Below are 13,921 nucleotides of genomic sequence, written 5' to 3' on the forward strand. Positions count from 1 at the left end.
GCGCTCGGCGCGGGTCGTCTCGCGGCTGGATGTACAGCTGGTGCCATTGGCGGGGGTGAGCGTCGAGCGTCTGATACGTCTGCACCTTGAAGAAGAGCAGGGCGGGGAAGTGCATTACGTCGAAAATGCGCTGATCAATTCCCTGTTTGGCCTGCTGTGCTGGCAGGCAGTTTTCGCTCCTCTGCCAGGTGCTTTCTTTCATCCCTTCCACAGCGCGCCCAGCGACCTGTACAGCCCGGATTTCTACCAGCGCCGGGTGGCATTGTTCGATGCCTGTCTGATGCAACTGGAATCAGATGAGTACCTGACGACCATTCGCGAGCATTTTCAGAGCAAGCACGGCCTGCAATCGCCCTTTGTGTTCTGGGGTACGCTGACACCCGAGTTGCTGGACCAGGCACTGCACTGCCTTCCCGCAGAGCACTTGCTTCAGTGGTTTCGTCGCCTGCTGCAGGATATAAAAGCCAATCGGACCGGTATGCCGGATCTGATCCAGTTCTTCCCGGAGCAGCGGCGCTATCGAATGATCGAGGTAAAGGGGCCGGGCGACCGCCTTCAGGATAACCAGCTACGCTGGCTGGACTTCTGCGCCGAACACGGGATGCCGGTGGCAGTGTGTTACGTGCAGTGGGCAGCCGAAGGCGCTGTTGAGGTCATCGAGGACCTGGCCCGCCATCAAGGTACTTTGTGCCCGTCCTGACGGTCGTCATGATTGGCATCGTGCGGCTGTTTCAAATCATGAGGTTTGTCACCGGGACCGTCGTGTTTTCCGGGTAACGGGTCCATGCCTTTGGTGCCCGGGCCTGTGCCTGGTGCGCCAGGGCTGGTCCCGTCGACATTCTTTTCCGCGCCGGTGCCAGGCACCTTCGGCCCATCGCTTGGGTTTGTAGGGCCGGTCGAACCTGCGAAGGCGCTTGTGCCCGACAGAGCCAGCAGTGCTGCCAGGCTCAGTGCTCCCAATCTATTCCTGATCATGATGCAACCTCCATTAGTGCAGCGGATGAGACGGTGCTGCAAACGCTATTGCTGATCGGCGAGCAGAGCGTGGAGCCTGCTCGCGTCAGAAGCCTGATTACTGAGTCTTGGTCTTTTCAGTAACATTGCTCTTGTCATGCGTGCCGTGAGCCCCTTTGTCGTGGTTCATCGACTTTTCAGCAGCTGCTTTTTTACTGTCGGTCTGCGCGCCAGGGGTTTCGGACGAGGTGCGGTCCATTGGCTGGGTGTTGGTACCCGGCAGCTTGGTCGCGTTTTTGTTGATCGGCGTTTCGGGTGTCGTAGTCGATTCGGCAAAGGCTGCACCTGAAGCTACAGCCATCAGGCCTGCCAGGGTGATGGCAGTCAGTTTGGTCTTGATCATGATGCTTACTCCGTTGTTTTAAAGTACCCACGTTGGTCATTGGCCAGTGGCCATAGGTGCCGTTGAACCCGACGAACGGTAGTCTTACCTGACGCTGCCCGGCCAATGCCGCGCTTTATCAATCAGCACTGTAGAACCTGTCGTGTTCGGATACATGCATAGATTTGATCAATGCTGATAGAACATTTTTAAGTTGATTTAGCTATAACGTGACCACTTGGTCAGCTTCTACGATTCTTAAAATCATACTTTCTTACATTTTTATAACGTGGCTGGCGTTTGGCTACCTATCGGTTGATGGCAAAAAGCTATTTAGCGTTACTGGTCAATATTTTGCCGTAAACATTGGGTGAAACGGAGGTTTTTAACGCTGACGACGTAGGAAATCACCTACAAAAAAGTTCCGTGGCTGACACGATTCGTTGGATTGTCATGAAACAGCAACATTTCAGGTTTTAAATCCGCCTCGGGCCTCCCTAACTGGGCCACCACACAATCTCCTGGACTGAGGTATTACCGTGATACTGCTGACTAAAAAACGCTTGTCGCTTCTGATCGCTTCGCTGTGCCTCAGCGGTGTGGCCCACGCGACTGATGTAACCGGCGCTGGTTCGAGTTTCGTTTTCCCGGTTATTTCGGCGTGGTCCCAGGACTACAGCAAAACCAAGGATAACCGCATCAACTATCAGTCCATCGGTTCGGGTGGCGGTATCGCCCAGATCAAGGCAGCGACTGTTGATTTCGGCGCATCCGACGCACCGATGTCCGCTGAAGACCTGCAAGCAGCTGGTCTGGGTCAGTTCCCTAGCGTCATCGGCGGCATTGTACCGATCGTTAACGTGGAAGGTGTTAAAGACGGCGAGCTGAAACTGGATGGCCCGGTTCTCGCCAAGATATTCATGGGCGATATCAAGAAGTGGAACGACCCGGCAATCACTGCGCTGAACTCGGGCGTCAAACTGCCTGATACCGCAATCACCGTGGTTCACCGTTCGGACGGTTCGGGTACCACGTACAACTTCACCAACTACCTGAGCAAAGTCAGCCCGGAGTGGAACGAGAAGCTGAAATTCGGTTCGACCGTGCAGTGGCCAGCCGGTGTGGGCGGCAAGGGTAACGAAGGTGTTTCGGCCTACGTTAAGCAGATCAAGGGTTCTATCGGCTACGTCGAGTACTCCTACGCGACCGTCAACAAGCTGTCCTACACTCAGTTGAAAAACGCGGCTGGCAAATTTATTAAACCAGACGCCAAGGCTTTCGCAGCAGCTGCTGACACCGCCGACTGGGCAAGCGCCAAGGACTTCAACCTGATCATGACCAACGCGCCGGGTGAGGCTGCATGGCCGATCACCGCGACCACCTGGATCATCATGTACAAGAAAGCCAAGAACGAAGAGAAAAGCGCGGCGGCTTTCGACTTCTTCAAGTGGTCCTTGGAAAACGGTCAGAAGCAGGCCGAGAAACTGGAATACGTAGCATTGCCTAAATCGCTGGTTGACCGCGTGGAAAGCTACTGGAAAACGGAATTCACCAAGTAAGTGATTCAACCCGTACCACCCCTGTCATCAGCCGCGATATCGGCCCGGTGACAGGGGCTTTTCCTTGCGAGTGGCCTCAACATGACTGAAAACACCCAATACCTGTCCGCTAACGTCTCCGCTGGTGAGTCCGAGGGCGAGAAGCGCGCCAAACGGGATCATCGTCATGACCTGTGGTTCAAGCGTTCATTGCAGGCCGCAGCGATGCTGGTGCTTGCTTTGCTGGGTTGTATTGCCTTGTCGACCCTGTGGGGCGGCAGTCTGGCATTCCAGACTTTCGGGTTTGGCTTTCTGACCAGTACCGAGTGGGACGTGAACGCCGGCAAGTTCGGCGCGCTGGTTCCTATCTATGGCACCCTGGTTACCTCTTTTCTGGCTTTGCTGATCGCCGTACCGGTGAGTTTCGGCATTGCCATTTTCCTGACCGAAGTGGCGCCGCCCTGGTTGCGCATGCCGATTGCCTCGGCCATCGAACTGCTGGCGGGCATTCCGTCAATCATCTACGGCATGTGGGGGCTGTTTGTCTTTGGCCCGTTCATGGCTGAGCACATGTCGCCCTGGATCACCGAAAACCTCGGCGCTCTGCCACTGATCGGGCCGATGTTCCAAGGCCCGCCGCTGGGTATCGGCATGCTGACTGCCGGTATTGTGCTGGCCATCATGATCACGCCGTTCATTACCTCGGTCATGCAGGAAGTCTTCCGCACTGTGCCCGTAGCGCTCAAAGAGTCGGCGTACGCATTGGGCGGCACCACGTGGGAAGTGGTCTGGGACATCGTCCTGCCCTACACCCGTTCGGCAGTGGTCGGCGGTGTGTTTCTGGGACTGGGACGTGCGCTGGGCGAAACCATGGCGGTGACCTTTGTACTGGGCAACGCCCATCAGTTCTCGGCATCGCTGATGATGCCAAGCAGCTCCATTGCTTCGGTGATCGCCAACGAGTTCAACGAGGCGTATACCGACTTGCACCGTTCGGCACTGATCGCGCTTGGCTTCCTGTTGTTTGTCGTTACCTTCATCGTGCTGGCCCTCGCACGTCTGATGCTGTCGCGCCTTTCGCGTAAGGAGGGGTTATGAGTAAGGATGTGACGGGCAGCGAGCGGCTGTATCGGGTTCGCAGTTTCAAGAACAAGATTGCGATGGTGCTCAGTTGCAGCGCCACCGCATTCGGTCTGCTGTGGCTGGTCTGGATTCTCCTGACCACCATCATCAAGGGCATCGACGCACTCAATCTGCAGTTGTTCACCGGCATGACTCCGCCGCCTGGCACCGAGGGCGGTCTGGCCAATGCGTTCTATGGCAGCGTGCTGATGTCGGGCATCGGTCTGTTGATCGGTACGCCAATCGGTCTGATGGCCGGCATCTGGCTGGCCGAGTTCGCTCGCTACACCAAGCTGGGCAATGCCGTGCGCTTCATCAACGACATTCTGCTGTCGGCACCTTCCATCGTGCTCGGCCTGTTCGTCTACACGGTTGTGGTACTGCCGCTCAACGCGATGACAGGCCATCAGGTCGGCTTTTCCGCCTTGGCAGGTGCTCTGGCGCTGGCCTTGCTGGTCATCCCTGTGGTGGTGCGCACCACCGATGAAATGATGCAACTGCAACCCTCGACCATGCGTGAAGCTGCGCTGGCGCTGGGTGTGCCGCAATGGAAGTTGACCCTGCAAATCGTCTTGCGCGCCGCCAAGGCAGGTGTGGTGACCGGCGTATTGCTCGCCTTGGCACGTATTACCGGCGAAACCGCGCCGCTGCTGTTCACCGCTTTCGGCAACCAGTTCTGGAGCAGCGATCTGCTCAAACCAATCGCCAGCGTTCCGGTGGTGGTTTTCCAGTACGCCATGAGCCCGTTCGATGACTGGCACTCCCTTGCGTGGGCCGGTGCGCTGGTCATGACGTTGTTCGTACTGATACTGAGTCTGCTGTCTCGCTTAATTCTTTTGCGCAATAGGGCGTCCTGATGAACAACCTTTCCCTGGCCAACGAAAAAACCAAGATCCAAGTACGAGGTCTGGAGTTTTTCTACAATAACCAGAAGTCGTTGAAGTCCATCGACATGACCATCCCCGAGAAGCGCATCACGGCGATCATCGGCCCGTCGGGTTGCGGCAAATCGACCCTGCTGCGCGTCTTCAACCGTATCTACGCGATGTACCCGAAGCAGGAAGCGCGTGGCGAAGTTTTGCTCAACGGCGAGAACATCCTGGCCCCGGGTTACTCGATGAACCGCCTGCGCAGTCATGTGGGCATGGTTTTCCAGAAGCCGGTGCCGTTTCCCATGTCGATCTACGACAACATTTCCTACGCCATCAAGCACCACGAAAAGCTGTCGCGCCGTGAAATGGAAGATCGCGTCGAACAGGCATTGCGTGGCGCAGCCTTGTGGGACGAGGTGAAGGACAAACTCAAGCAGAGCGCGACCGGTCTGTCCGGCGGTCAACAGCAACGCCTGTGCATCGCCCGCACCATTGCGTTGCGCCCTCAGGTGCTGTTGCTCGATGAGCCCACTTCGGCACTCGATCCGATCTCGACAGGACGTATCGAGCAGCTGATCACTGAGCTAAAGGAGCAGTTCACCGTGATCATCGTGACCCACAACATGCAACAGGCGGCGCGTTGCTCCGACTACACCGCCTTCATGTTCATGGGCGAACTGATCGAACACGGCGACACTGATACCATCTTCACCAAGCCCTCCAAGACCCAGACCGAAGATTACATTACCGGTCGTTTCGGCTGATCAACCGGCCAGGGCGGGTGCCTCCCGGCGCTCGCCCATGAACTCCTCGATTCTGCTGCGCAGCCAGCGTTCGGCAGGATCGCTGTCCATCACACTGAGCCAGGCCATCGACAGATCCAGCCCTGGGGTAGGGAAGGGCAGCGGCTCGTCATACAGCAAACCCAGCGCGCTCATCGCGCTTGCTGCGTAGTCGGGCAATCCGGAAATCATGTCAGTGCCTGCCATGAGCGCGGGCAGGGTTGCGAACTGCGGCACCGACAACACCACCTGGCGCTTGCGACCCAGCGCCGTCAGCCACTCATCCGAAAAGCTGCTGACACTCGCCACATGCGATACCACGACATGCGGGCGCGAGCAGTACTCGTCCAGACTCATGGGTCCCGACGGCTTGTCGGCGCGCACCAGCCGTGGCTGTATGTTGCGCAGAGTCTTGCGCTTGGCGTTGGCGGGCAGCTCGCGGGTCATGCAGACGCCGACGGTGATGTCGCCGGCCATCAGCACCTCGGAAATATTCAGGTAATCGACGTGCTTGACCACGATCACCACGCCCGGCGCTTCCTCGCGAATAGCCTTGAGCATAGCCGGCAGCAAGCCGAACTCCACATCATCGGTCAGGCCGATGCGGAACGTCATTTTGCTCACCGACGGGTCGAAGTCGGTGGTCAGGCTCAGCGCTGTAGACATTGCATCAAGTGCCGGTGTCAGGTGCTTGAGGATCTCATGGGCGCGTGCGGTCGGTTCCATGCGGTGGCCGACGCGGATGAACAGCGGGTCGTTGAGCAGGTTACGCAGGCGGTTCAACGCGGCGCTTATCGTGGGCTGGCCGAGAAACAGCTTTTCTGCTGCCCGGGTAACGTTACGCTCCTGCATCAATGTCTCGAAGACCACCATCAGGTTGATGTCGGCCTTGCGCAGTTCATTTCGATTCATTGCTGTTCCTTGGCATCAGACCCGGCTGACTACGACGGCCCGTAACGGACGGCCCAGTCTAGGCAAGCGCGGCAGGAGGCGTCCAGCATTTTGCCCGAGCCGGGCTGGAACGGTGAAACGTCTGCTTACGGTTCTTCAGGCAGGAAAGGGGCGAATCTGTAGCGCCAAACAGGGTCTACTTGCAGGTCTGCGGTTTAACGTGGAAATGGCTGCAGACTTTCGACCCCTACCTACAGGAGGTGCCCCTATGCGGGCTGCAAAGATTGCCGGCATGTTGATGTCGTTGACACTGTCAGGCGCAGCACTGGCTGAAACGCCCGGTTACGGTCAGCAACTGGAAGGTTTCAGTTACCCTCACGCGCTGCATAAATTCAGTTTTCAGTCTCAGGGCCAGGCTCTGGAAATGGGCTATATGGACGTTGCGCCGAGCGGCAAAGCCAATGGCCGCACCGCGGTGTTGCTGCATGGCAAGAACTTCTGTGCGGCGACTTGGGAAGACACGATCAAGGGGCTGAGTGCGGCGGGATATCGTGTTGTGACGCCTGATCAGATTGGCTTCTGCACGTCGACCAAGCCTGAGCACTATCAGTACAGCTTCCAACAGTTGTCGATGAACACCCATGCGCTGCTTGAAAAGCTGGGTATCGACAAGGTGTCGGTTGTCGGCCACTCCACTGGCGGCATGCTGGCCACGCGTTATGCGCTGATGTACCCGAAGCAGACCGAGAAACTGGTGATGGTCAATCCTATCGGTCTGGAGGACTGGAAAGCGCTCGGAGTCCCTTACCGCAGCGTCGATCAGTGGTATGAGCGTGAGCTGCAGACCACGGCTGAAGGCATTCGCGCCTATGAGCAGAAGACCTATTACGACGGGCGCTGGAAGCCTGAGTATGACAAGTGGGTTGATATGCTGGCCGGTCTGAACAAAGGGCCTGGCCAGAAGATCGTTGCCTGGAACTCGGCACTGATCTACGACATGATTTTCACCCAGCCGGTGTTCTACGAATTTCCGAAGCTGCAAGTGCCGACCGTTCTGATGATCGGCGATGCCGACACTACGGCCATTGGCAGCGACATCGCGCCGTCTGAGGTCAAGGCCAGAATCGGCAATTACAAGGTATTGGGCAAGCAGGTGGCGCAGATGATTCCGGGTGCCAGACTGGTGGAGTTCAAGGGCAAGGGGCATGCCCCGCAGATGGAAGATCCGCAGGGCTTTAACAAAGCGCTGGTATCCGAACTGCACTAGTCCGCAAGGCTTGTAACGCAGCAACCTGGTCGGCTGGCGATCAGGTTGTCTTCGCGGTCGGCTAGACAGCAACTTCTACCTGATCGCCCTTGAAACGTACCGGCCAGACTTCCAGACGTTGTTCCGGGTACTCGACGCAACTGCCGTCGTGCAGACGAAAGTGCTGCTTGTACAGTGGCGAGGCAATCACCAGTTCGCCGCCTATCTGGCCAATCAATCCACGACCGATCACGTTTGCCCCGGACTTGGGGTCGCGGTTATCGATGGCGAAAAGTTGTTCGCCCTCCGGGGTTTCAGGCAGGTAGAACAGCGCTACCTGAGTGCCGTCCAGCCATGCCACAACGCCGGAATTGGCGACCAGATCCGCGCGCTCACACAGCGCATGCCAGTGCAGCTTCAGGGCAGACCGGGCATTTTCGTCCGCGACTGCTGTGTTGGACGCGTCCATTACACCACCTCCTTGAACAACGGTATAAGGGCCAGCTCTTCGGGTTTTGCCGGACGACGCTGGGCACGCTCCTTGACGAAATGCACATCCGGGTCGGCACGCCCGTCGTTGACGAAGGTGCGGAAGCGCTTGAGCTTTTCCGGGTCCTTGAGGGCATTGGCCCATTCGCATTCGTAGCGGTCGACCACCAGTTGCATCTGCGCCTCCAGTTCTGCCGCCAGCCCCAGGCTGTCATCGAGTATCACCGCCTTGAGATAGTCCAGGCCACCCTCCAGCGATTCACGCCAGACCGAGGTGCGCTGCAGCTTGTCGGCAGTGCGGATGTAGAGCATCAGGAAACGGTCGATGTAGCGGATCAGGGTTTCGTCATCCAGGTCGGTGGCGAACAGTTCGGCGTGACGCGGACGCATGCCGCCATTGCCGCACAGGTACAGGTTCCAGCCGTTTTCAGTGGCAATCACGCCAACGTCCTTGCTCTGCGCTTCGGCGCACTCGCGCGTGCAGCCGGATACCGCGAACTTGAGTTTGTGCGGCGAGCGCAGGCCCTTGTAACGGTCCTCGATGCGCAACGCCATGGCCACGCTGTCCTGCACGCCATAGCGGCACCAGGTACTGCCGACGCAGGACTTCACTGTTCGGGTCGACTTGCCGTAGGCATGACCGGTTTCGAAACCTGCCTCGATCAGCTCGCTCCAGATATCCGGCAACTCGTGCAATTGCGCACCGAACAAGTCAATGCGCTGACCGCCGGTGATTTTGGTGTACAGGTCGTACTTCTTGGCCACGGCACCAATTGCGATGAGGCCGTCAGGGGTGATCTCGCCACCTGGAATACGCGGTACGACCGAGTAAGTGCCATTTTTCTGCATGTTGGCCATGAACGTGTCATTGGTGTCCTGCAACGGCACCAGCGAAGGTTCGGTGATGGGACGGTTCCAGCACGAGGCGAGAATCGAGCCGACCGCAGGTTTGCAGATATCGCAGCCATGCGCGCCTTTGCCGTGTCGAGCGAGCAGTTCTTCGAAGGTTTCGACGCCCTCGACGCGGACTATCGAATACAGCTCCTGACGGGTGTAGGCGAAGTGCTCGCAGAGGCTCTTGTCGACGGCAACGCCGCGGGCAATCAATTCATGCTCGAAGACCTGCTTGAGCAGTGCCGTGCAACCACCGCAACCAGTGGCTGCCTTGGTGCACGACTTGATCCCGGCGAGGTCGGTGCAGCCATTGTCGATTGCCGAGCAGATAGAGCCTTTGCTGACGTTATGACAGGAACAGATGGTTGCTGTGGCGGGCAGCGCATCGGCGCCCAGGGTCGGCGCGCCTTCGCCACGAGGCAGGATCAGGCTTGAAGGGTCATCGGGAAGGGTGATGCCATTCTGGGCATATTGCAGCAAGGTATCGTAATAACTGTTGTCGCCGACCAGCACAGCGCCGAGCACTTGCTTGCCATCCGCCGACACCACCAGACGACGATAGCTGGCGGTGGCCTCATCAATGAATCGATAACTCACGGCCCCGGCCAGCGCACCGTGCGCGTCACCGATGGAGCCGACATCGACGCCCAGCAGCTTGAGCTTGGTGGACATGTCTGCACCGAAGAACGGCTCAGTGTCCTTTTCGCACAACTGCGCCGCGACGCCACGGGCCATTTGATAACCTGGGGCCACCAGGCCGAACACGCTACCGTTCCAGGCAGCGCATTCACCGATTGCATAGATATTGGCATCGCTCGTGCGGCAATGCTCGTCGATTGCGATACCGCCTCGTGGTCCGAGCTCCAGCTCACACTGGCGAGCCAGAGCGTCTTGCGGACGGATTCCGGCGGAGAACACAATCAGATCGGTTTCGAGAAATTCGTCATTGGCGAAATTCATCCGGTAGCGGTATTGCTTGCCGTCGCTGATCGACTGCGTGGCGCGGGACAGGTGAACGCCGACGCCCAGCGCTTCGATACGCGCTTTCAATGCGGCACCGCCATGCTCGTCCAGTTGCACCGGCATCAGGCGCGGCGCGAATTCGACGACATGGGCCTCCAGACCTAGCGATTTCAGCGCGTTGGCCGCCTCAAGTCCCAGCAAGCCGCCGCCGACCACCACGCCACGACGCGCTTTCGACGCGGCGTAGCGTATGGTGTCCAGGTCCTCCAGCGTGCGATAGACCAGCCGCGAATTGCCTGTTGCGCCCTCGATGGGTGGCACAAACGGGTAGGAGCCGGTGGCCAGGATCAGCTTGTCGTAGCTCAGGCAGCCTTCGGCGGTAATGACTTCGTTGCGCTCACGATCGATTTCCAGCACCGGTACGCCGAGGTGCAACGTAAGGCCTGGTTGTTCGTAGACAGACATTGCACTCATGGCCAGCGATTCTGCATCACGGCCGGTGAAGTATTCGGACAAATGCACGCGGTCGTAGGCGCGCTGCGCTTCTTCGCCAAACACGTGAATGCGATACCGTTCAAGCGCGCCGCCTGCGATCAACTGCTCGACGCAATGATGCCCGACCATGCCATTACCGACGACGATCAGGTTTTTTACATCGTTGTGGGGGAAGACTGTGGTGTTCATAGCGAGTCCCGGCCAAAGCCAATCAGGTTTTTTAAAGCAAAAAAAAAGCGCCCGGAACCTTTCGGTTCCAGGCGCCTTTGCCTGTTCTCTTATGGGAAGTTCTGGGTGCCATCGAGCGACGTTGCCGGATGCACCTGAGTAGCCCTCTGGTCTCTGCAAGACTGGCGATCGGCATCGATCAACCGGGGCAAGCCCGACCACATTCATCGGGAGTATGTCGAGTCATGCAGAGGTTGTGCCAGTTTTTGGTCGGGGCCTTATCGCTTAGATAGAGCGGGGTTTGCGGGCATGTGCCGGAATAGTCCGCTGCGGTTATTGCCTTGGATTGGTGCGTATGGCTGTTCGCTGCCTCAAATGCGGTCGGGATCGATGACCTGTGCTTGGTCAGGCCAGGCTACCTCCGGAACGGCATGCCGATGCTGAGCGTCGCACGATAACTGAGATTATCGTTCCTCAGGCTCCAGCACCGGCACGAGAACCGGCCAGCTCACCCATGCCTGGCGCAACATTTGTATTATTCTGCGACCCCCAGCCAAGTCAGTTGCCATGAAGATTTCCATCACCGAAGTACATCCCGCCGATATCCCGCAAACAGTCGAGTTCGTCATGCGTGCCCGTGCCGAGATATTTCCGTTGCTCGACGCCGTCACGGTTCCTCCCGATCTGGCCGGTTTCGAACAGGTGTACCTGAGTGGCAAGGACGGTAAATTTCTGATTGCCCGCTGTGAAGGGCAGATCATCGCTGCCGTGGGCTATCTGCCATACGATCATCGTTTCCCGCAGCTTGATTACAGCGGGCGCAGGACCTCTGAGATCGTACGTCTGTTCGTCACGCCGGAGTTTCGCGGCGACGGGCTGGCCAGCCGCTTATGTCAGGCGCTCTGGGCGCATGCCGAGGCGGGGGACGTAGAGATTCTGTACCTGCATACCCACCCGTTTCTGCCGGGTGCCATTCGTTTCTGGGAGAAGCAGGGTTTTGCCGTAACCGATGTGGAAAGCGATCCGGTGTGGAACACGACTCACATGGAGCGCGTTCTTTAAGAGGGCTTTGTCAGAAGACGGAAGGGGGCTGGCAGGCACCAACCCCTTCGTATCGATCAGTGCGGAGAACGCTGACGCGCAGTCTTGAGCAGATCTTCCGGCGTGATGTGGCCAACCACCGATTTGGCTGCCGCGCTGCCGGGTAGCGGCAAGTCGAGAATGTGACCTTTCATCTTGCCGATCACGTGCATTTCGCAAGGCTTGCAATCGAATTTCAGAGTCAGCACTTCGTCACCCTGTACCAGTTGCATGGGCGCGACCTTGGTACGCACGCCGGTGACACCCTTGGCCTGTTTCGGGCACAGATTGAACGAGAAGCGCAGGCAGTGCTTGGTGATCATCACCGGCACTTCGCCGGTTTCCTCGTGGGCCTCGTAGGCTGCATCGATCAACTGTACGCCGTGGCGATGGTAGAAGTCGCGGGCCTTCTGGTTGTAGACGTTGGCCAGAAAAGACAGGTGCGATTCCGGGTACACCGGTGGCGGGGTAGTCTCGGCCTTGCGGCCACCGCGCGGATGAGCCTTGACGCGTGCTTCGGTCAGCGCCTCGATGGCGTCGCGGCGCAGGGCCTTGAGCTGCGAGTTGGGCACGAAGAACGCCTGCGGCGCGTCGAGCCTGACATCCTGAGCATGATAGATCGTGGTGCCCAGTTGGGTGAGCAGGTCCCGCACCTGATCCAGCGCCTGCTGGGGTTTGTTGGCGGCACCGAAAGGGCCGTCGAGGCCGACGGTGACACTTACGCCTTCTTCGCTGGTAGCGTCCAGGCGCAGGTGATCTTCACGCAAGGTGACCTGCCACTGAATGCCGATCCGGCGCTCGGCCGAAGTCTTGAGCAGTGCCTGCTGCCAGTTGTGGTCCAGGTTGCGATTCAGCGGGTGATTCGGGCGCACACGGGAGAGGGCTGCAGGCATCTCGTTGGGTTCTACGCGGTAGCGCCAGCGCTTCTGGCCGTCTTCTTCGAACTCGCCCTTGAGCTCGGCGATGTTGGCACGAAAGCCCACTACTTCACGTTTGATCTGCACATTGAGGCCGTCGCCATTGGACAGCGGCTCATGGGTTACGGCAATCAGGTCACGCTTGCCGAGCTTTTCGACGGTGCCCACCGCCAGGCCGGTGAAGGTCGGCGTGTCGAACGCGCCGATGTCGATCTTGCGGTCGCTGACGAAATAATCGGTACTGCCGCGATGAAAGGTTTTTTCCGGGTCGGGCACGAAGAAGTGTGCGGTATGGCCGCTGGACGCGCGTGCGAGGTCAGGGCGGTCTTCGAGGATCTCGTCCAGGCGCTGGCGATAATAGGCAGTGATATTTTTGACGTAGCCCGCGTCCTTGTAACGGCCTTCGATCTTGAATGAACGCACGCCTGCGTCCACCAGTGCACGCAGGTTGGCGCTCTGGTTATTGTCTTTCATCGACAACAGATGTTTTTCGAAGGCCACGACGCGGCCCTGGTCATCCTTGAGTGTGTAGGGCAGGCGGCACGCCTGGGAGCAGTCGCCACGGTTGGCGCTGCGCCCGTTCTGCGCGTGGGAAATATTGCACTGCCCGGAAAACGCCACGCACAGTGCGCCATGGATGAAAAACTCGATGGCGGCATCGGTTTCATCGGCAATTGCGCGGATTTCCTGCAGGTTCAGCTCCCGGGCCAGTACCAGTTGCGAAAAACCGGCCTGATCGAGGAACTTTGCCCGCCCCAGGGTGCGGATGTCAGTCTGGGTACTGGCGTGCAGCTCGATGGGCGGAATGTCCAGTTCCATGACCCCGAGGTCTTGCACGATCAACGCGTCCACGCCTGCGTCGTAGAGCTGGTGAATCAGCTTGCGGGCCGGTTCCAGTTCGTCGTCATGCAGGATGGTGTTGATCGTGGTGAAGATCCGCGTGTGATAGCGATGAGCGAATTTGACCAGTTCGGCAATCTCGCTGACCTCGTTGCAGGCGTTGTGTCGTGCACCGAAGCTCGGGCCGCCGATATAGACGGCGTCGGCGCCATGCAGAATGGCTTCGCGGGCGATGGTCACATCCCGCGCAGGGCTGAGCAATTCCAGGTGGTGCTTGGGTAACGACAT

At 58.5% G+C, this 13,921-nt stretch carries 13 protein-coding genes; 7 read left to right on the forward strand and 6 right to left on the reverse strand.

What is annotated here, in order from left to right; all coding sequences use genetic code 11:
- Window positions 1-700: VRR-NUC domain-containing protein (locus ALO80_RS03230; protein WP_144434198.1), on the forward strand; the 700-nt coding region annotated here is incomplete at its 5' end.
- On the opposite strand, the gene ALO80_RS03235 is transcribed toward ALO80_RS03230, so the two are convergent.
- Window positions 676-975: a hypothetical protein gene (locus ALO80_RS03235; RefSeq protein WP_055007916.1), complete on the reverse strand. Its 300-nt coding sequence runs from the start codon at window positions 973-975 to the stop codon at window positions 676-678. The genes ALO80_RS03230 and ALO80_RS03235 overlap by 25 nt on opposite strands.
- 97 nt (window positions 976-1,072) lie before the next feature.
- On the reverse strand, window positions 1,073-1,357 hold the full coding sequence (locus ALO80_RS03240) for a hypothetical protein (protein ID WP_055007917.1): 285 nt from the start codon (window positions 1,355-1,357) through the stop codon (window positions 1,073-1,075).
- 518 nt (window positions 1,358-1,875) lie between these two features.
- Here ALO80_RS03240 and pstS point away from each other — a divergent pair.
- From pstS to pstB, 4 genes are all read left to right on the forward strand, one after another.
- Entirely contained in the window at window positions 1,876-2,895 is a 1,020-nt protein-coding gene (pstS, locus tag ALO80_RS03245) for a phosphate ABC transporter substrate-binding protein PstS (protein WP_055007918.1), read from the forward strand.
- 81 nt (window positions 2,896-2,976) lie between these two features.
- On the forward strand, window positions 2,977-3,972 hold the full coding sequence (pstC, locus tag ALO80_RS03250; protein ID WP_055006167.1) for a phosphate ABC transporter permease subunit PstC: 996 nt from the start codon (window positions 2,977-2,979) through the stop codon (window positions 3,970-3,972).
- The gene (gene pstA / locus ALO80_RS03255; RefSeq protein WP_054987242.1) at window positions 3,969-4,853 is read left to right on the forward strand and encodes a phosphate ABC transporter permease PstA; all 885 of its coding nucleotides are present in this window, start codon (window positions 3,969-3,971) and stop codon (window positions 4,851-4,853) included. Before pstC ends, pstA begins: the two co-directional genes overlap by 4 nt.
- Window positions 4,853-5,632 carry a phosphate ABC transporter ATP-binding protein PstB gene (pstB, locus tag ALO80_RS03260; protein WP_002553918.1) on the forward strand — a complete coding sequence of 260 codons (780 nt, stop codon included), beginning with the start codon at window positions 4,853-4,855 and terminating at the stop codon, window positions 5,630-5,632. The genes pstA and pstB overlap by 1 nt, the downstream gene beginning before the upstream one ends.
- Here pstB and ALO80_RS03265 read toward each other — a convergent pair whose 3' ends face one another.
- A complete protein-coding gene (locus ALO80_RS03265) occupies window positions 5,633-6,562 on the reverse strand; it encodes a LysR family transcriptional regulator (protein ID WP_054987241.1) in 930 nt (309 codons plus the stop codon).
- A gap of 247 nt (window positions 6,563-6,809) precedes the next feature.
- On the opposite strand from ALO80_RS03265, the gene ALO80_RS03270 reads away from it, so the two are divergent.
- Entirely contained in the window at window positions 6,810-7,808 is a 999-nt protein-coding gene (locus ALO80_RS03270) for an alpha/beta fold hydrolase (RefSeq protein ID WP_055007919.1), read from the forward strand.
- Window positions 7,809-7,869: 61 nt separating this feature from the next.
- On the opposite strand, the gene nirD is transcribed toward ALO80_RS03270, so the two are convergent.
- Window positions 7,870-8,256 (reverse strand): nitrite reductase small subunit NirD, encoded by a 387-nt coding sequence (gene nirD / locus ALO80_RS03275; protein ID WP_055007920.1) that lies wholly within the window; start codon window positions 8,254-8,256, stop codon window positions 7,870-7,872.
- Window positions 8,256-10,817 (reverse strand): nitrite reductase large subunit NirB, encoded by a 2,562-nt coding sequence (gene nirB / locus ALO80_RS03280; protein ID WP_054987238.1) that lies wholly within the window; start codon window positions 10,815-10,817, stop codon window positions 8,256-8,258. Before nirB ends, nirD begins: the two co-directional genes overlap by 1 nt.
- A 546-nt stretch (window positions 10,818-11,363) precedes the next feature.
- Between nirB and ALO80_RS03285 the strand changes: the two genes are divergently transcribed.
- A complete protein-coding gene (locus tag ALO80_RS03285) occupies window positions 11,364-11,858 on the forward strand; it encodes a GNAT family N-acetyltransferase (protein WP_055007921.1) in 495 nt (164 codons plus the stop codon).
- Between the two features lie 56 nt (window positions 11,859-11,914).
- Here ALO80_RS03285 and ALO80_RS03290 read toward each other — a convergent pair whose 3' ends face one another.
- Window positions 11,915-13,921 carry a peptidase U32 family protein gene (locus tag ALO80_RS03290; protein ID WP_055007922.1) on the reverse strand — a complete coding sequence of 669 codons (2,007 nt, stop codon included), beginning with the start codon at window positions 13,919-13,921 and terminating at the stop codon, window positions 11,915-11,917.

The organism is Pseudomonas caricapapayae (assembly GCF_001400735.1).
GTDB classification, from domain to species: Bacteria; Pseudomonadota; Gammaproteobacteria; order Pseudomonadales; family Pseudomonadaceae; genus Aquipseudomonas; species Aquipseudomonas caricapapayae.

Bases quoted from the DNA above. Each gene is read 5' to 3' on its own strand.
- ALO80_RS03235 (WP_055007916.1), bottom strand. From the start codon at position 975: ATGATCAGGAATAGATTGGGAGCACTGAGCCTGGCAGCACTGCTGGCT.
- ALO80_RS03240 (WP_055007917.1), bottom strand. From the start codon at position 1,357: ATGATCAAGACCAAACTGACTGCCATCACCCTGGCAGGCCTGATGGCT.
- pstC (WP_055006167.1), top strand. From the start codon at position 2,977: ATGACTGAAAACACCCAATACCTGTCCGCTAACGTCTCCGCTGGTGAG.
- pstA (WP_054987242.1), top strand. From the start codon at position 3,969: ATGAGTAAGGATGTGACGGGCAGCGAGCGGCTGTATCGGGTTCGCAGT.
- pstB (WP_002553918.1), top strand. From the start codon at position 4,853: ATGAACAACCTTTCCCTGGCCAACGAAAAAACCAAGATCCAAGTACGA.
- ALO80_RS03265 (WP_054987241.1), bottom strand. From the start codon at position 6,562: ATGAATCGAAATGAACTGCGCAAGGCCGACATCAACCTGATGGTGGTC.
- ALO80_RS03270 (WP_055007919.1), top strand. From the start codon at position 6,810: ATGCGGGCTGCAAAGATTGCCGGCATGTTGATGTCGTTGACACTGTCA.
- nirD (WP_055007920.1), bottom strand. From the start codon at position 8,256: ATGGACGCGTCCAACACAGCAGTCGCGGACGAAAATGCCCGGTCTGCC.
- nirB (WP_054987238.1), bottom strand. From the start codon at position 10,817: ATGAACACCACAGTCTTCCCCCACAACGATGTAAAAAACCTGATCGTC.
- ALO80_RS03285 (WP_055007921.1), top strand. From the start codon at position 11,364: ATGAAGATTTCCATCACCGAAGTACATCCCGCCGATATCCCGCAAACA.
- ALO80_RS03290 (WP_055007922.1), bottom strand. From the start codon at position 13,921: ATGTCGTTACCCAAGCACCACCTGGAATTGCTCAGCCCTGCGCGGGAT.